At 72.9% G+C, this 17,225-nt stretch carries 15 protein-coding genes; 14 read left to right on the forward strand and 1 reads right to left on the reverse strand.

Features of this window, described 5'->3' with window-relative positions; genetic code table 11:
* Window positions 1–3 precede the first annotated feature (3 nt).
* Complete coding sequence (locus tag AC2EAQ_RS03975; protein WP_484640465.1) at window positions 4–2,526, forward strand: FtsX-like permease family protein; 2,523 nt, start codon at window positions 4–6, stop codon at window positions 2,524–2,526.
* Entirely contained in the window at window positions 2,523–3,665 is a 1,143-nt protein-coding gene (locus tag AC2EAQ_RS03980) for a lipocalin-like domain-containing protein (RefSeq protein WP_484640466.1), read from the forward strand. The genes AC2EAQ_RS03975 and AC2EAQ_RS03980 overlap by 4 nt, the downstream gene beginning before the upstream one ends.
* Before the next feature lie 53 nt (window positions 3,666–3,718).
* Here AC2EAQ_RS03980 and AC2EAQ_RS03985 read toward each other — a convergent pair whose 3' ends face one another.
* Window positions 3,719–4,579 (reverse strand): GGDEF domain-containing protein, encoded by an 861-nt coding sequence (locus AC2EAQ_RS03985; RefSeq protein WP_484640467.1) that lies wholly within the window; start codon window positions 4,577–4,579, stop codon window positions 3,719–3,721.
* 233 nt (window positions 4,580–4,812) lie between these two features.
* Between AC2EAQ_RS03985 and AC2EAQ_RS03990 the strand changes: the two genes are divergently transcribed.
* From AC2EAQ_RS03990 to nirD, 12 genes are all read left to right on the forward strand, one after another.
* Window positions 4,813–5,694, forward strand: coding sequence for an SPFH domain-containing protein (locus AC2EAQ_RS03990; protein WP_484640470.1), 882 nt, complete (start codon window positions 4,813–4,815; stop codon window positions 5,692–5,694).
* A gap of 15 nt (window positions 5,695–5,709) precedes the next feature.
* The gene (locus AC2EAQ_RS03995; RefSeq protein ID WP_484640471.1) at window positions 5,710–5,922 is read left to right on the forward strand and encodes a type II toxin-antitoxin system antitoxin; all 213 of its coding nucleotides are present in this window, start codon (window positions 5,710–5,712) and stop codon (window positions 5,920–5,922) included.
* Window positions 5,922–7,319, forward strand: coding sequence for a serine hydrolase (locus AC2EAQ_RS04000; RefSeq protein WP_484640472.1), 1,398 nt, complete (start codon window positions 5,922–5,924; stop codon window positions 7,317–7,319). The genes AC2EAQ_RS03995 and AC2EAQ_RS04000 overlap by 1 nt, the downstream gene beginning before the upstream one ends.
* A gap of 28 nt (window positions 7,320–7,347) precedes the next feature.
* Entirely contained in the window at window positions 7,348–9,180 is a 1,833-nt protein-coding gene (locus tag AC2EAQ_RS04005; RefSeq protein WP_484640473.1) for an ABC transporter transmembrane domain-containing protein, read from the forward strand.
* 8 nt (window positions 9,181–9,188) lie between these two features.
* Window positions 9,189–10,004: a thymidylate synthase gene (locus AC2EAQ_RS04010; protein ID WP_484640474.1), complete on the forward strand. Its 816-nt coding sequence runs from the start codon at window positions 9,189–9,191 to the stop codon at window positions 10,002–10,004.
* 85 nt (window positions 10,005–10,089) lie between these two features.
* Window positions 10,090–10,512 carry a hypothetical protein gene (locus tag AC2EAQ_RS04015; protein WP_484640475.1) on the forward strand — a complete coding sequence of 141 codons (423 nt, stop codon included), beginning with the start codon at window positions 10,090–10,092 and terminating at the stop codon, window positions 10,510–10,512.
* 54 nt (window positions 10,513–10,566) lie between these two features.
* The gene (locus AC2EAQ_RS04020) at window positions 10,567–11,202 is read left to right on the forward strand and encodes an ANTAR domain-containing response regulator (RefSeq protein WP_484640476.1); all 636 of its coding nucleotides are present in this window, start codon (window positions 10,567–10,569) and stop codon (window positions 11,200–11,202) included.
* 242 nt (window positions 11,203–11,444) lie between these two features.
* A complete protein-coding gene (locus AC2EAQ_RS04025; RefSeq protein ID WP_484641151.1) occupies window positions 11,445–12,680 on the forward strand; it encodes a CmpA/NrtA family ABC transporter substrate-binding protein in 1,236 nt (411 codons plus the stop codon).
* A 12-nt stretch (window positions 12,681–12,692) separates the two neighbouring features.
* A complete protein-coding gene (ntrB, locus tag AC2EAQ_RS04030; protein WP_484640477.1) occupies window positions 12,693–13,598 on the forward strand; it encodes a nitrate ABC transporter permease in 906 nt (301 codons plus the stop codon).
* Entirely contained in the window at window positions 13,588–14,391 is an 804-nt protein-coding gene (locus AC2EAQ_RS04035) for an ABC transporter ATP-binding protein (protein WP_484640478.1), read from the forward strand. The genes ntrB and AC2EAQ_RS04035 overlap by 11 nt, the downstream gene beginning before the upstream one ends.
* Window positions 14,388–16,856, forward strand: a complete 2,469-nt coding sequence (nirB, locus tag AC2EAQ_RS04040) for a nitrite reductase large subunit NirB (protein ID WP_484640479.1) — start codon at window positions 14,388–14,390, stop codon at window positions 16,854–16,856. The genes AC2EAQ_RS04035 and nirB overlap by 4 nt, the downstream gene beginning before the upstream one ends.
* The gene (gene nirD / locus AC2EAQ_RS04045) at window positions 16,853–17,203 is read left to right on the forward strand and encodes a nitrite reductase small subunit NirD (RefSeq protein WP_484640480.1); all 351 of its coding nucleotides are present in this window, start codon (window positions 16,853–16,855) and stop codon (window positions 17,201–17,203) included. The genes nirB and nirD overlap by 4 nt, the downstream gene beginning before the upstream one ends.
* The last annotated feature ends 22 nt before the right edge of the window (window positions 17,204–17,225 follow it).

Consider the following 17,225-nt stretch of genomic DNA (forward strand, 5'->3'; position numbering starts at 1 on the left):
GCCATGAGGCTGCCGCGCGCCGACCTGCTGCGCGCGCTGGTGCTGCCCGAGTGGCGGGCGCATCCGTGGCGCCAGGTGCTCGCGGTGCTGGCGGTGGCGCTCGGCGTGGCGCTGGCGTGGTCGGTGCACCTCATCAACCAGTCGGCACTGGCCGAGTTCGCCGGCGCGGTGCGATCGATCCAGGGCGAGCCCGACGCGTCGCTCGCGTGCGCGCAGCGCGACGGCTGCGACGACGCGCTGGCCGACACGCTGGCGGCCCGCCCCGGCGTGCAGCAGGTGGTGCCGGTGGTGGACGTGGAGACCTATGCCCTGTCGGCCGCGGGGCGCCGCGTGGCGCTGCGCGTGGTGGGCACCGACACCTTGTCCGCGGCGGTGCTGGCCCCGTCGCTGCGCCCGCTGCCGGCCGAGGGCGAGGCCCGCACCGCGACGCTCGACCCGGACGCGCTGTTCCTCAATCCGACGGCGCTGGAGCGGCTCGGCGTGGCAGCGGGCGACACGCTGCGGGTGCAGCACGGCAGCGCGACGGTGGGCCTGCGCGTGGCCGGCCGCGTGGCCGCCGGCGGCCCGCCGCTGGCGGTGCTGGACGTGGCTGGCGCACAGCACCACTTCGGCCTGACCGGCCGCCTGTCGCGGATCGACCTGCGGCTGGCCCCCGGCGTCGACGCCGCGTCCCTGCAGGCGCCCGCGGGCTGGCGCCTCGCCAGCGCGGACGACGCGAGCCGGCGCGTGTCCAACGTGTCGCGCGCCTATCGCGTCAACCTCACGGTGCTGGCGCTGGTGGCGCTGTTCGTCGGTGCCTTCCTGGTGTTCGCGGTGATGGCGCTGTCGGTGGCGCAGCGCGTGCCGTCGCTGGCGCTGCTGGGCGTGCTCGGCCTCGCGGCGCGCGAACGCGGCGCGCTGATCCGCAGCGAGTGCCTGCTGCTCGGCGCGGCCGGCAGCGTGCTGGGCCTCGGCGCGGGCACGGCGCTGGCCCAGGCGGCACTGGCCTGGCTGGCCGGCGATCTGGGCGGCGGCTACTTCCCCGGCGTCGCGCCGGTGCTGCGCTTCGACGCGCTGCAGGCCGTGCTGTTCGGCTTGCTGGGCATGGCCGCGGCCGCGGTCGGCGGCTGGTTGCCGGCGCGCCAGGCGCAGGCCCTGGCCCCTGCGCAGGCGCTCAAGGGCCTGGGCGGCCTGCCGCGCGGCGCCGCGCGGCGTCGCTGGATCGGGCCGCTGCTGCTGGCCGCCGGCGCGCTGCTGGCGCTGGCCCCGCCGGTGGCGGGCCTGCCGGTGGCCGCCTATGCGTCGGTGGCAGTGCTGCTGGTGGGCGGCATCGCCTGCGTGCCGTTGCTGGTGGACGCGCTGCTGGCGCGTCTGCCGCCGACCGACGCGGCCCTGCCGCTGCTGGCGCTGCGCCGCGCGCACCACGAGCGCGACGCCGCCGCGGTGGCCGTGGCCGGCGTGGTGGCGAGCCTGGCGCTGTCGGTCGCGCTCACGGTGATGGTGGCCAGCTTCCGCGACGGCGTCGCGCGCTGGCTCGACCAAGTGCTGCCCGCCGACCTGTACCTGCGCAGCGCCACCTCGGGCGCGGCCGCCGACCAGGCCTTCCTGCCACCGGACCTGCCCGCGCGCGCCGCCGCCCTGCCCGGCGTGACGCGCGTGGAGGCCGCGCGCGTGCGCGCGCTGGCGCTCGCGCCGGACCGGCCCTCGGTGACGCTGTTCGCGCGCCCCCTGGCCGACCCGGCGCGGTCGCTGCCGCTGCTGGGGGACCTGCTGCCGGCCGACCCGCAGCGGCCTGCGGTGTACGTGAGCGAGGCGATGGTCAGCCTGTACGGCGCCGTGCCCGGCAGCACGCTGCGCCTGCCGCTGGGCGCCACGGCGCTGGAGGTGCAGGTGCGCGGCGTGTGGCGCGACTACGCGCGGCAGTTCGGGTCGATCGTCATCGACGAGGCCGACTACCGGCGTGCCACCGGCGACCGGCGCGAGAACGACCTCGCGCTGTGGCTCGCGCCGGGCGCGTCGGCCGACGCGGTGCAGCGCGACCTGCGCGCGCTGCTCGGCGCCGACGCGGCGCTGTACGACATGGCCTCGGCGGCGCAGCTGCGCACGCTGTCGCTGGCGATCTTCGACCGCAGCTTCGCGGTCACGCGCTACCTGCAGGCGGTGGCGGTGGCGATCGGCCTGGCCGGCATCGCGGCCAGCTTCTCGGCCCAGGTGTGGGCGCGCCGGCGCGAGTTCGGGCTGCTCGCGCACCTGGGCTTCACTCGCGCGCAGGTGATCGGCCTGGTGGCCGGCGAAGGCGCCGCGTGGACCGCCGCCGGCGCGATCGCCGGGCTCGGCCTCGGCCTCGCGGTGGCCGTGGTGCTGGTGCACGTGGTGAACCCGCAGAGCTTCCACTGGACGATGGACCTGCTGCTGCCCTGGGGCCGGCTGGCGGTGCTGGCCGCCGGCGTGCTGGTGGCCGGCACGCTGACCGCGGCGCTGTCGGCGCGCGCCGTGGCGGGACGCCGCCTGGGCGACATGGTCGCCGCGGTGAAGGAGGACTGGTGAACGCGCGGCGCCGGGCCTGGCTGGCCGCCCTGGCCGCGCTGGCGGGCGGGCCGGGCACCGCCGCACCGGCGCGCGCGCAGGGCCCTGGGGCCGCGCCGGCAGCGTCGGACCAGGTGCGCCCGCGCGCGCTCGACTTCCCGCGCGACCACGGCGCGCACCCGTCCTTCGGCATCGAGTGGTGGTACGCCACCGGCTGGCTGGCCGGGGCGGACACGGCGCCGGCGGCGAGCCCGGCCTGGGGCTTCCAGATCACGTTCTTCCGCCACCGCACCGGGCTGGCCGAAGGCATCGACAGCCGCTTCGCGCCGCGCCAGCTGCTGTTCGCCCATGCCGCGCTGACCGACCTGCGCGGGCGCCGGCTGCGGCATGCGGAGCGCATCGTGCGCTGGAACGGCGACGAGGCGGCGCCGAGCGGCGCCGCCTCGCTGCGCGACACGCGGGTGCACATCGGCAACTGGCGCTTCGACCGCGCCGGCGACGGCCGCTACCGCTGCACGCTGCGCGACGAGGCCGCCGGCTTCGACTGGCGCCTCGATCTCGCGCCGACGCAGCCGCTGCTGCTGCAGGGCGACGCCGGCACCAGCCGCAAGGGCCCGCACCCCGACAACGCCAGCCACTACTACAGCCAGCCGCAGCTGGCCGTCGAGGGCGAGCTCGGCCGCGGACGCGACCGCAGTGGCGTGCGCGGCCGGGCCTGGCTCGACCACGAGTGGAGCGGCTCGCTGATGCCCGACCGCGCCGTGGGCTGGGACTGGATCGGCATCAACCTCGACGACGGCGGTGCGCTGATGGCGTTCCGCCTGCGCGACGCGCAGGGCCTGCCGGTGTGGGCCGGCGGCACGCTGCGCTCGCGCGACGGCACGCGGCGGACCTTCGGCCCGGACGAGGTGCGCTTCGAACCGCTGCATTGGTGGGATAGCGCCGCCACGCGCGCGCGCTACCCGGTGCGCTGGCGAATCGCCTGCCCGGCCGGCACCTTCGAGCTGGCCGCGCTGCTCGACGCCCAGGAACTCGACGGCCGCGCCACCACCGGCACGGTGTACTGGGAAGGCCTGTCCGAACTGCGCGACGCATCGGGCCAGCGCGTCGGGCTGGGCTACCTGGAGATGACGGGGTACGCCGGCAGGCTTCGTCTGTAGAAGCGCCCCGCGAAGAGGCATCCGGAGACGCGAGCGCAGCGAGCCAGGAGCTTTCAGCTCGCTCGCGTATCCCAGGGCCCGCCGGCTTCGCCGTCCTCGCGTGCGGAGGCTTCGGCGCCGCGGCGGCGGCGGTGCGGATGCGGCGTGGGCGGCGTGCGCACGCAGTTGCGGCCGGCTTCCTTGGCGGTGCACAGCGCCAGGTCGGCGTCTGCGATCAGCGCGCCGAGCGTCTCGTGCTCGGCGTCCAGCGGCACCACGCCCACGCTCACGGTCGTGCGCACCGGCTCGCCGGGCAGGTCCAGCGTGAGGCGCGCCACCGTGTCGCGGATGCGCTCGGCGGCGTCCAACGCGCCCAGGGTATCCGCATGCGGCAGGAAGGCGATGAACTCCTCGCCGCCGAAGCGCCCGAGAAGGTCGGCCTGGCGCAGCGTGCCGGCGATGGCCTGGGCCACCTCGTGCAGCATCTGGTCGCCGATGCCATGGCCATGCAGGTCGTTGACGCGCTTGAAGTGGTCGATGTCGATCATCAGCACCGCCGCCGGCATGTCGTAGCGACGGCAACGCGCCCATTCGCGGTCGGCCTGCACGAGGAAGTGGCGACGGTTGCTGACCCCGGTGAGTTCGTCGCGCGTGGACAGCACGTCCAGCCGCGCCCGCGCGGACTCGGCCTCGAGCCACAGGCGCACCGGCACCCAGGCCACCCATGGCGCCACCGCCAGCGTGACCAGCAGCACCAGCAGGGCCGAGCCGACGCCCGGTCCCGCCCCGGCCAGCAGCAGCGCCAGCTGGCTCAGTCCCAGGGCGGCCAGCGCCGCCAGCGCCGACAGCAGCATCGTGGCGCGCAGGGCACCGAGTTCGAGCAGTGCGCGCCGCAGGCGCGGCCAGTGGCGGGCAGTGGGGATCGTGGGATGCATGTCGGGAGAAGGCGTCGCGCCGCGACGACACAGCGCCCTCGCATTCGACCACAAGCGCGTGCGGCCGCCGTCGCGGCGAACCCGCAAGCCGACGCGCGAACCGGGGGGTTCCCACCCCGGCCGGGGGCCGGGGCACCCCCTTGACAGCCCGCCCGGCGGGCTACTAAAGTGATATCAATTTGCAAGCCCGGCACTCCGCCGGCGCCGGCAAGACCCATCGAGGAGGATCCGACATGCGCCACAACACCACCGAACGCGAGCTGCGTTCCATCGACGGCTACATCGCCGCGGCCCTGGGCATCCTGCTGATCGCCGGGCCGGTGATCAGCTTCGTGCTGGCACCGGTGCACGGGCCGGGGGCCGCGATCCTGCGCGTGCTGCCGATCCTGGCCGGCGTGTTCATCCTCGTCGGGCTGTACATGCTGCAGCCCAACGAGGCGGCGATCCTGACGCTGTTCGGCCGCTACGCCGGCACCGACCGCGCCGAGGGCCTGCGCTGGGCCAACCCGCTGTACATGAAGCGCAAGATCTCGCTGCGCGCGCGCAACCTGAACGCGCCCACGCTGAAGGTCAACGACAAGCGCGGCAACCCGGTGGAGATCAGCGCCGTGGTGGTCTGGCGCGTGGACGACACCGCGCAGGCCGTGTTCAACGTCGACGACTACGACAACTACGTGCGCGTGCAGGCCGAGGCCGCGCTTCGCCACCTGGCCACCCAGTTCGCCTACGACGAGGGCGAGGACCTGGCCCCGGGCGAGACCACGCTGCGCTCGGGCCAGGCGGCGGTGCTGGCGCTCAAGACCGAGCTGCAGGAGCGCTTCGACGATGCCGGCGTCGTGGTCGAGGACGCCAAGCTGTCGCACCTGGCCTACGCGCCGGAGATCGCCCAGGTGATGCTGCGCCGCCAGCAGGCCGAGGCGATCATCAGCGCGCGCCAGAAGATCGTGCACGGCGCGGTGAGCATGGTGGAGGCCGCGCTCAAGGGCCTGTCCGAGCGCGAGATCGTCACGCTCGACGACGAACGCAAGGCGGCCATGGTGAGCAACCTGCTGGTCGTGCTGTGCTCGGACAAGGACACCCAGCCCATCGTCAACACCGGCACGCTCTACGCCTGAGCGCGCACCCTGCCGATGGCCAGCCCGGGCAAGAAGAGCTTCCTGCTGCGCGTCGACCCGGCCCTGTGGGCCGAGGTCGAGCGGCTGGCCGCGCAGGAACTGCGCAGCGCCAACGCGCAGGTGGAGTACCTTCTGCGCGAGGCGCTGGCGCGGCGGGGCCGTCGCGTCGCCGAACCCGCCGACGAGCGGGCCCGCCCCGCCACCGAACGCAAGACCAAGGACGACTGATGCCCATGATCCGACGCCGCTTCATCGCCGCCACGATGGCGGGCCCGACGGCCCTGTCGGCGCTGCCCGCTGCCGCCCAGGCCGGCGCTCCCGCACCCGACGACACCCTGGCACGGCTGCTGCGCGGCCGCCTCGAGCACGAAGGCACCGGCCTCGTGGCGGCACGGGTCCAGGGCGAGTCCGTCGCCTGGGCCGGCGCCGGGCGCCGCGCCGCGGGCGAGGCGTCGGCACCCGACAAGGACACGCCGTTCGAACTGGGCTCGCTGACCAAGACCTTCACCGCGCTGATCCTGGCGGACATGGTCGTGCGCCGCGAGCTGGCGCTCGACGACCCGGTGCAGTCGGTGCTGCCGGGCGGGCTGGCGCTGCGCGACAGCCGGGGCGACCCGATCACCTTCGCCGACCTTGCCACGCACCGCTCGGGTCTGCCGCGGCTGCCGTCGAACATGCGCCGGCCCGACGGCGACGACCCCTACGACTACTCGCGCGACGACCTGTTCGCCTTCGTCGCCGGCTGGAAGCCGACCCGGGCGCGGCAGCAGCAATGGGAGTACTCGAACCTGGGCTACGGCCTGCTCGGCGAGGCCCTGGCCCTGCGCGCGGGCACGCGCTACGCCACGCTGCTGAGCGACCGCGTGCTGGTGCCGCTGCGGCTGACGGGCCTGCGCCTGGCGCTGCGCGACACCACCGTGCCGGGCCTGCGCCCGGGCCACGACGCGCAGGGCCGGCCCGTGCCGCTGTGGCGCTTCGATGCGATGGCCGCGGCGGGCGCGCTGACGGGCACCGTGCTGGACGTGGCCCGCTACGCCCAGGCCGCGCTCGGCGTGTTCGAGCATCCGCTGAAGGAGGCCTTCGCGCTGGCCCTCACGCCGCGAGGCGACGGCCCGTCGGCGATGAACCCGACCGCGCTGGGCTGGCTCGCAGGCCCGCTGTTCGAGCGCCGCGTGTTCGCCCACGACGGCGGCACGGCGGGCTACTCGAGTTCGGTGTTCCTCGACCCGGCGTCGCGGCGCGCCGCCGTGGTGCTGGCCAACGCCAGCGTGGTCGTCAACGACATCGCGCTGCACCTGATGGACCCACGTGCCCCGCTGCGCGACCTGGCCGCCGAGAAGCGCCAGACGCAGCGGCCCGCGGTCACGGTGGCGGCCGAGACGATGGCCGAACTGGCCGGCACCTACGCGCTGGCACCGACCTTCAAGATCACGGTGCGCGTGCGCGACGGCCGCCTGTTCGCGCAGGCCACGGGCCAGGGCGAATTCGAACTCTTCGCCAGCGAGGCGCGCCGCTGGTTCGCCCGCGTCACGCCGCTGGAAGTGCAGTTCGAGGGCGAACGCGGCGCGCCGCCGGCCTTCGTGCTGGCGCAGGGCGGGCAGCGGATGCGGTTCGTGCGGGAGTAGCCCCGGCCCTGGCCGATAGACTGCGGGCGTGCCTACCCCTGCCTCCGACGCGCGCGCCGCCGCCGCCACCCCCCGCTCCCTGTCCGGCCTGACCCCCTTCCTGCGCCCGTACCGGGTGCAGATCGGGCTGGCCATCGCGTTCCTGGTGCTGGCCGCGGCCAGCACGCTGGTGCTGCCGGTGGCGCTGAAGTCGCTGATCGACGCCGGCCTCGTCGCGGCCGACCCCGGCCAGCGCGTGATGGCGCTGCGCGACCACTTCGCGGCGCTGTTCGGCGTGGGCGCGGCGCTGGGCCTGTTCTCGGCCGCGCGCTTCTACATGGTGAGCTGGCTCGGCGAGCGCGTCACCGCCGACCTGCGCAACGCGGTCTATGCGCACGTGGTGCGGCAGAGTCCCGAGTTCTTCGAGACCACGCAGACCGGAGAGGTGCTGTCGCGCCTGACCACCGACACCACGCTGGTGCAGACGGTGGTGGGCTCGAGCCTCAGCATGGGCCTGCGCAACACCGTGATGGGCCTGGGCGCGCTTGGCATGCTGGTGGTGACCAACCCCTACGTGATGGGCCAGGTGCTCGGCATCCTGGTGCTGGTGGTGCTGCCCAGCCTGTACTTCGGCCGGCGCGTGCGCAAGCTCAGCCGCGCCAGCCAGGACCGCGTGGCCGACACCAGCGCGATCGCCGCCGAGGTGCTCAACGCCATCCCCGTGGTGCAGAGCTACAACCAGCAGGGCCGCGAGGCCGGGCGCTTCGCCACGGCCACCGAACAGGCCTTCGACACCGCGCGCAAGCGCACGCGGGTGCGCGCGATGCTGGTGGCCTTCATCATCACCGCCACCTTCGGCGCGCTGCTGTGGGGCCTGTACCAGGGCACACAGGCCGTGCTGCGCGGCGACATCACGGCCGGGCACCTGGGTCAGACCGTGGTCTACGTGCTGATCCTGGTGTCGTCGGTGGCGGTGCTGTCCGAGGTGTACGGCGACCTGCTGCGCGCCGCCGGCGCCACCGAGCGCCTGATGGAGCTGCTGTCCACGCGCTCGCCGGTGGCCGACCCGGCCACGCCGCGCGCGCTGCCCGCCGCGCAGGGCGGCTCGTCGGTCGCGCTTGACGGCGTCACCTTCTGCTACCCGTCGCGGCCGCAGCAGCCGTCGCTGCGCGACGTGACGCTGCACGTGAGGCCCGGCGAGACGGTGGCCCTGGTGGGCCCCAGCGGCGCGGGCAAGAGCACGGTGCTGCAGCTGCTGCTGCGCTACTACGACACGCAGCAGGGCACGGTGGCGCTGGACGGCGTGCCGGTGCGCGAGCTGGCGCTGGACGACCTGCGCTCGCGCGTGGGCATCGTGCCGCAGGACAGCGTGGTGTTCTCGGCCGACGCGATGGACAACATCCGCTACGGCCGCCCCGGCGCCACCGACGACGAGGTGGTCGCCGCGGCGAAGGCCGCGTTCGCGCACGACTTCATCGAGGCGCTGCCCGAGGGCTACCGCACCTTCCTGGGCGAGCGCGGCGTGCGCCTGTCGGGCGGCCAGCGCCAGCGCATCGCCATCGCGCGCGCGATGCTGAAGAACCCGCCGCTGCTGCTGCTGGACGAGGCCACCAGCGCGCTCGATGCCGAGAGCGAGCGCATGGTGCAGGCCGCGCTCGACGCCGCCATGCGCGGCCGCACCACGGTGGTGGTGGCGCACCGGCTGGCCACCGTGCTGCGCGCCGACCGCATCGTGGTGCTGGAGCGGGGCCGCGTCGTCGAGGTCGGCACCCATGCCGAGCTGGTGGCGCACGGCGGGCTGTACGCGCGCCTGGCGGCGATGCAGTTCGACGTGGAGCCGGCGGCGCGCCCGGCCGAGCCGTCGGCCGGCGCCGCCGGATAATCCGCGCCATGCAGCCGAGCCGACCGATCCGACACCAGTACGAGGACTTCATGCGCCATGTCGCCACGCACGGCGTGGCCAAGGGCGACCGCACCGGCACCGGCACGAAGAGCGTGTTCGGCCACCAGATGCGCTTCGACCTGCGCGAGGGCTTCCCGCTGGTGACGACGAAGAAGGTGCACCTCAAGTCGATCATCTACGAACTGCTGTGGTTCCTGCGCGGCGACGGCAATGCGAAGTGGCTGCAGGAGCGCGGCGTCAGCATCTGGGACGAGTGGGCCGCGCCCGACGGCGACCTCGGCCCGGTGTACGGCGTGCAGTGGCGGTCCTGGCCCACGCCGGACGGCGGCCACGTCGATCAGATCGCCGACGTGGTGAAGCAGCTGCGCGCCAACCCCGACTCGCGCCGCATCATCGTCAGCGCCTGGAACGTCGCCGACCTGCCGAAGATGGCGCTGATGCCCTGCCACGCCTTCTTCCAGTTCTACGTCGCCGAAGGCCGGCTGTCGTGCCAGCTCTACCAGCGCAGCGCCGACATCTTCCTGGGCGTGCCGTTCAACATCGCCAGCTACGCGCTGCTGACCCACATGCTGGCGCAGCAGTGCGACCTGGAGGTGGGCGACTTCATCTGGACCGGCGGCGACTGCCATATCTACAGCAACCACGCCGAGCAGGTGGCGCTGCAGCTGTCGCGCGAGCCGCGGCCCTACCCCACGCTGGTGATCCGGCGTCGGCCGGCGTCGATCTTCGACTACGAGTTCGAGGACTTCGCGGTCGAGGGCTACGACCCGCATCCCGCGATCAAGGCCCCGGTGGCGGTGTAGCCGCGCGCACCTGGGGATGGACGCTGCGCGCGGGCGCGGCTACCTTGGGGCCATTGCACCGACCACGGGCCTCGCCCGCCTGCCCATGTTCACCACGCCCTGGCTCTGGTTCTTCGCGCCGCAGCTGCACTTTCCCTGGAGCGGCAGCGTCGCCCAGCACATCGCGCCCGACACGCACTGGTTCTTCGGTGGCATCGCACCCGATTCGGGCGACGCCCGGGTCGAGGAGCAGGCCTTCGGCGTGGCCAGCTACGGGCGCCAGCTCGGGCTGATCACCGAAGCGCTGCTCGACCTGTCGGCGCAGTCGCCACCGTCCACCGCCGAGGGACGCCGGGCCGTGGAGCGCCTGCGCGAGATCCGCGACCGGATCGAGCGCATCAAGGGCGCCGAGCAGGAGCGCGGCGCGGCCGAGGTGGCCGCGCAGGTGCAGCGGGTGCTGGCCCGCGGCGGTCCGCAGGCGCGCGCGCTGCAGGCCCGACTGCGGCCGCTGCTGGAGCAGGCCCCCTAGGCGCACACGCTTCGCCGCGGGACGCATGGCCCGCGTCTTGCAGCCGCCGGGGGCATGACGGCTGCGCCGCCTCCCTCCCCCACCGCACCCCGGCGCCTGTCGGTGCTGATCGTCACCGACCCGCTGGACACCGAGCGCGAGCGCTCCGACGACGCGCATGCCATCGCGCAGGCCCTGGCCGACGCCGGCTCGCTGGTGCTGGGCGTGCGGGCCGGCGACGCCACGCTGCCCGAGGCGGTGGAGCAGTTGCGTCCCGACGTCGTGGTGGTGCGCAGCGACTCCGGCGTGCGCGACGTGCTGGAGCACATCGCCGTGGCCACGCAGCATGCGCGACGGCCGATCGCGCTGTTCACCGACAGCGAGGACCGCCCGACGATGCGCGAGGCCCTCGGCGCCGGCGTGTCGGCCTATGTGGTGCGCGGCCTGGCGCGCGAGCGCGTGCAATCGGTGATCGACGTGGCCGTGGAGCGTTTCGCCGCCGAGGAAGCACTGCGCACCGAACTGGCCAGCACGCGCAACGAGCTGGAGGACCGCAAGCTGATCGACCGTGCCAAACGGCTGCTGATGCGCAACCGCAAGCTCGACGAGCCGGCCGCCCATCGCGTGCTGCAGGACCTGGCGATGAAGAAGGGCATCCGCCTGCGCGACGCCGCCGAGCGCGTGATCGACCTGGAGTCGCTGCTGGGCTGATCGGGCCAGATTGGTGCGCTGCCGCACCCAATGCGGGACGCTGGCCGCGCCGGACCGGCGCCAACGCCGCACCGGAGGGGCCGAATGGCTGGCACGTCGATTGCATGCCGGGGTGGCGAGTGGCACGGCAATGGCGTCGTGGCACCAGGAGTCTAGAGCTGTCAGGGCAATGGGGCCCGTCGCACCACCGGTGCGACGGGCCCATTTTTTTTCAGGAGCCGATCATGACGAAGGGACCGAACATGACACGCCGCCGTGCGATCCGCAGCGCCGCCATCGCAGGCGCCGGGCTGGTGATCGACCCCGCGCTGCGCGCCGTGGCCTATGCCGCCGGCAGCGACAAGCCCGAGAAGGAAGAGGTGCGCATCGGCTTCATCCCGCTGACCGACTGCGCCAGCGTCGTGATGGCCAGCGTGCTCGGCTTCGACAAGAAGTACGGCGTGAAGATCGTGCCCACGAAGGAAGCTTCGTGGGCCGGTGTGCGCGACAAACTCGTCAACGGCGAGCTCGACATGGCGCATGTGCTGTGGGGCCTGGTGTACGGCGTGCACCAGGGCGTGGGCGGCCCCAAGAAGGACATGGCGGTGCTGATGAACCTGAACCACAACGGGCAGGCCATCACGCTGAGCAAGAAGCTGGCGGACAAGGGCGCCGTCGACGGGGCGTCGCTGGCCCGGCTGATGGCCGCCGAGAAGCGCGAGTACACCTTCGCGCAGACCTTCCCCACCGGCACCCATGCGATGTGGCTGTACTACTGGCTGGCCACCTTCGGCGTCAACCCGATGAAGGACGCCAAGGTCATCACCGTGCCGCCGCCGCAGATGGTGGCCAACATGCGCGTGGGCAACATGGACGGCTACTGCGTCGGCGAACCCTGGAACCACCGCGCCATCATCGACGGCATCGGCATCACGGCGGCCACCACCCAGGACATCTGGAAGGACCACCCCGAGAAGGCGCTGGGCACGACGTCGGAGTTCGTCAAGAAGCACCCGAACACCTGCCGCGCGGTGATCATGGCGATCCTGGAGGCGGGCCGCTGGATCGACGCCAGCCTGTCGAACAAGAACAAGATGGCGGAGACGGTGGCCGACAAGGCCTACGTCAACACCTCGGTGGACGCGATCAACCAGCGCATCCTGGGCCGCTACCAGAACGGCCTGGGCAAGACCTGGGACGACCCGAACCACATGAAGTTCTTCAACGACGGGCTGGTGAACTATCCCTACCTGTCCGACGGCATGTGGTTCCTGACCCAGCACAAGCGCTGGGGCCTGACCAAGGAGCACCCGAACTACCTGGCCGTGGCGCAGCAGGTCAACCAGACGGCGCTCTACAAGGAGGCGGCCGCCGCGCTCAAGGTGAGCCTGCCCAAGAGCGACCTGCGCAGCAGCAAGATGATCGACGGCGTCACCTGGGACGGCAAGGACCCGGCACGCTACGCCGACGGCTTCAAGGTGCGCGCGAGCGCGGCCTGAGGAGGACACGCCATGGTCAGCGCCGTGTTCCATTCGCCGCTGGACGCCGCCGCGCAGGCGCGCGCCGAGCGTGACGCCGCCGCCCCGCGCGGCATCGTCCCGGCGGCGCCCGCGCCAGCCGCCCCGCCACTGCCCCGGCCCGGCATCGACTGGCGCGAGTGGTGGCTGCGCGTGCTGCCGCCGGTGATCGGCTTCGGCCTGCTCGTGGGCGTGTGGGCGCTGCTCACCCAGGGCGGCAAGGGCTTTCCCACGCCCTGGGCCACCTTCGAGGCCGCCGCGAAGCTGTTCGCCGATCCGTTCTACCGCAACGGCCCCAACGACCAGGGCATCGGCTGGAACGTGCTGTTCTCGCTCGAGCGCGTGGGCCTGGGCTTCGGCCTCGCGGCGCTGGTGGGCATCCCACTGGGCTTCGTGATCGGGCGCTTCGCGTTCTTCAACCGCATGGTGCAGCCGCTGATCAGCCTGCTGCGGCCGGTCTCGCCGCTGGCCTGGCTGCCGATCGGCCTGCTGGTGTTCAAGAGCGCCAACCCGGCCGCGATCTGGACCATCTTCATCTGCTCGATCTGGCCGATGGTGATCAACACCGCGGTGGGCGTGCAGCGCGTGCCCGCCGACTACCTGAACGTGGCGCGCGTGCTGGCGCTGTCGGAGTGGAAGGTCATCACGCGCATCCTGCTGCCCGCGGTGCTGCCCTACATGCTCACCGGCGTGCGCCTGTCGGTGGGCACGGCCTGGCTGGTGATCGTGGCCGCCGAGATGCTGACCGGCGGCGTGGGCATCGGCTTCTGGGTCTGGGACGAGTGGAACAACCTGAACGTGAAGCACATCCTGGTGGCGATCTTCGTCATCGGCATCGTCGGCCTGCTGCTGGAGCAGGCGCTGATCGCGGTGGCCCGGAGGTTCAGCCATGAAGACTGAGTTCATCAAGGTCGAGTCCGCCGAGATGGTGTTCGACACCCGCAAGGGCCGCTTCCATGCGCTGCGCCAGATCGACCTCACGGTGGCCGAGGGCGAGTTCGTCGCGCTGATCGGCCATTCGGGCTGCGGCAAGAGCACGCTGCTGAACCTGGTGGCCGGCCTGCTGCGGCCCAGCGCCGGCGTGCTGCTGTGCGACGGCCGCGAGATCGCCGCGCCCGGGCCCGAGCGCGCGGTGGTGTTCCAGAACCACTCGCTGCTGCCCTGGCTCACCTGCTTCGACAACGTGCACCTCGCGGTGGAGCGCGTCTTCGGCGCCACCGAGGGCAAGGCGCAGTTGCGCCAGCGCACGCAGGCCGCGCTCGATCTGGTGGGCATGGGCCATGCCGCGAGCAAGCGGCCGCACGAGATCTCGGGCGGCATGAAGCAGCGCGTGGGCATCGCGCGCGCGCTGGCGATGGAGCCCAAGGTGCTGCTGATGGACGAACCCTTCGGCGCGCTCGACGCGCTGACGCGCGCCAATCTGCAGGACGAGCTGCTGAAGATCGTGGCGCGCACCGGCAGCACCGTGCTGATGGTCACGCACGACGTCGACGAGGCGGTGCTGCTGTCCGACCGCATCGTGATGATGACCAACGGCCCCGCGGCCACCATCGGCGAGATCGTCACCGTGCCGCTGGCGCGGCCGCGCGACCGCGTCGCGCTGGCCGGGGACCCGGCCTATGTCCAATGCCGCAAGCAGGTGCTGGAGTTCCTCTACACCCGCCACGGCCACCCCGACCGGGCCGCCGCATGAAGCGCGACGACAGGGCCGCCACGCGGCAGAAGCTGGTGGTGGTGGGCAACGGCATGGCCGGCATCCGCGCGGTGGAGGAGCTGCTGGCCATCGCGCCGGACCTCTACGACATCATCGTCTTCGGCGCCGAGCCGCACCCCAACTACAACCGCATCCTGCTCAGCCCCGTGCTGGCGGGCGAGCAGACGATCGACGAGATCGTGCTCAACCCGCTGTCCTGGTACGCCGAGCACGGCATCGTGCTGCACGCCGGCCGCCGCGTGGTCGGCGTGGACCGTGTGCGCCGTATGGTGGTGGCCGACGACGGCACCGAGGCGCCGTACGACCGGCTGCTGCTGGCCACCGGCTCGGACCCGTTCATCCTGCCGGTGCCGGGGCGCGACCTGGCCGGCGTGGTGGGCTACCGCGACATCGCCGACACGCAGGCCATGATCGACGCGGCGCAGGCCTACCGAAAGGCGGTGGTCATCGGCGGCGGCCTGCTCGGCCTGGAGGCCGCCAACGGGCTGATGCGACGCGGCATGGAGGTGACGGTCGTCCACATCATGCCGTGGCTGATGGAGCGCCAGCTCGACGAGACCGCGGCGCGCCTGCTGCAGCGCTCGCTGGAGGAGCGCGGCATCCGCTTCGAGATCGGCGCCCACACCGAGGCCCTGATCCCCGACCGCGACGGCCGCGTGATGGCGGTGCGCTTCAAGGACGGCCGCGAGATCCCGGCCGACCTGGTGGTGATGGCCGCCGGCATCCGGCCCAGCACGGCGCTGGCCGAGCGCATCGGGCTGCTGTGCCAGCGCGGCGTGGTCGTCACCGACACGCTGCAGACCGTGACCGACCCGCGCATCTACGCCGTGGGCGAGTGCGCCGCGCACCGCGGCGTGGCCTACGGCCTGGTGGCGCCGCTGTTCGAGCAGGCGAAGGTCTGCGCCACGCATCTGGCGCAGTTCGGCATCGGCCGCTACACCGGCAGCACCACCAGCACCAAGCTCAAGGTCACCGGCATCGACCTGTTCTCGGCCGGCAACTTCGCCGGCGGCCCGGGCACCGAGGAGATCGTGCTCAACGACCCCTGGGGCGGCGTCTACAAGAAGCTGGTGATCCAGGGGGACCGCCTCGTCGGCGCCTGCCTCTACGGCGACACCGCCGACGGCAGCTGGTACTTCAAGCTGATGCGCGAGGGCCGGCCGGTGGCCGACATCCGCGACCGGCTGATGTTCGGCGAGAACAACATCGGCGACACCGGCCACGAAGGACACGCGCGCGCCGCCGCCATGGCCGACAGCGACGAGGTCTGCGGCTGCAACGGCGTCACCAAGGGCGCCATCTGCAAGGCGATCAAGGACAAGGGCCTGTTCACGCTGGACGACATGCGCAAGCACACCAAGGCCAGCGCGTCCTGCGGCTCGTGCACCGGCCTGGTCGAGCAGCTGCTGATGGCCACCGCCGGCGGCGACTACTCCAAGCCGCCGACGAAGAAGGCGATGTGCGGCTGCACCGACGCCAGCCACGCCGAGGTCCGGCAGGCGATCCGCGACCAGCACTGGCTGACCATCGACGCGGTGCAGCGCGGCATGGGCTGGCGCACCCCCAATGGCTGCGCCTCGTGCCGCCCGGCGCTGAACTATTACCTGCTGTCGACCTGGCCCAAGGAGGCGGTCGACGACCCGCAGAGCCGCTACATCAACGAGCGCAGCCACGCCAACATCCAGAAGGACGGCACCTACTCGGTGATCCCGCGCATGTGGGGCGGCGAGACCACGGCCGACGAGCTGCGTCGCATCGCCGACGCGGTGGACATGTACCGCATCCCCACCGTCAAGGTCACCGGCGGACAGCGCCTGGACCTGCTGGGCGTGAAGAAGGAGGACCTGCCCGCGGTGTGGAAGGACATCGGCATGCCCAGCGGCCACGCCTACGCCAAGGCGCTGCGCACGGTGAAGACCTGCGTCGGCAGCCAGTGGTGCCGCTTCGGCACGCAGGACAGCACGCAGATGGGCAAGAACCTGGAGCGCGCGCTGTGGCGCATGTACGCGCCGCACAAGGTGAAGCTGGCGGTGTCGGGCTGCCCGCGCAACTGCGCCGAGGCCGGCATCAAGGACGTGGGCGTGATCGGCGTCGACTCGGGCTGGGAGATCTACGTCGCCGGCAACGGCGGCATCAAGACGGAGGTGGCGCAGTTCCTGTGCAAGCTGAAGACGGCCGACGAGGTGCTGGAGTACGCCGGGGCCTTCCTGCAGCTCTACCGCGAGGAGGGCTGGTACCTGGAACGCACGGTGCACTACGTGTCGCGTGTCGGCCTGGACCACGTGAAGAAGCGCGTGCTCGACGACGCCGAGGGCCGCCGCGCGCTGTGGGACCGGCTGCAGTTCAGCCTCGACGGCGAGCCCGACCCGTGGTTCGAGTTCGAGAAGGCCCGCGTCGACCTGCGCCAGTTCGAGCCCGTGCGGGCGGAAGGAGCCGTGTCATGAGCCAGTGGACCGTGGTCTGCCGCGTCGAGGACATCCCGGTGCTCGGCGCGCGCCGCGTGGCGCGCGACGGCGCAGTGCCGGTGGCGGTGTTCCGCACCGCGGACGACCGGGTGTTCGCCCTGCTCGACCGCTGCCCGCACAAGGGCGGGCCGCTGTCGCAGGGCATCGTGTTCGGCGACAGCGTGGCCTGCCCGCTGCACAACTGGACCATCGGCCTGGCCGACGGCTGCGCCCGCGCGCCCGACGAAGGCTGCACCACGCCCTTCGCCTGCAAGGTCGACGACGGCCGGGTGCTGCTCGACGCAGACGAGTTGCGCACACGGGCCGTCGATCCCCAGGCCGCCTGACGCCGACGCCGACCCAGCCCGC

This window comes from Aquabacterium sp. T101 (assembly GCF_057219775.1).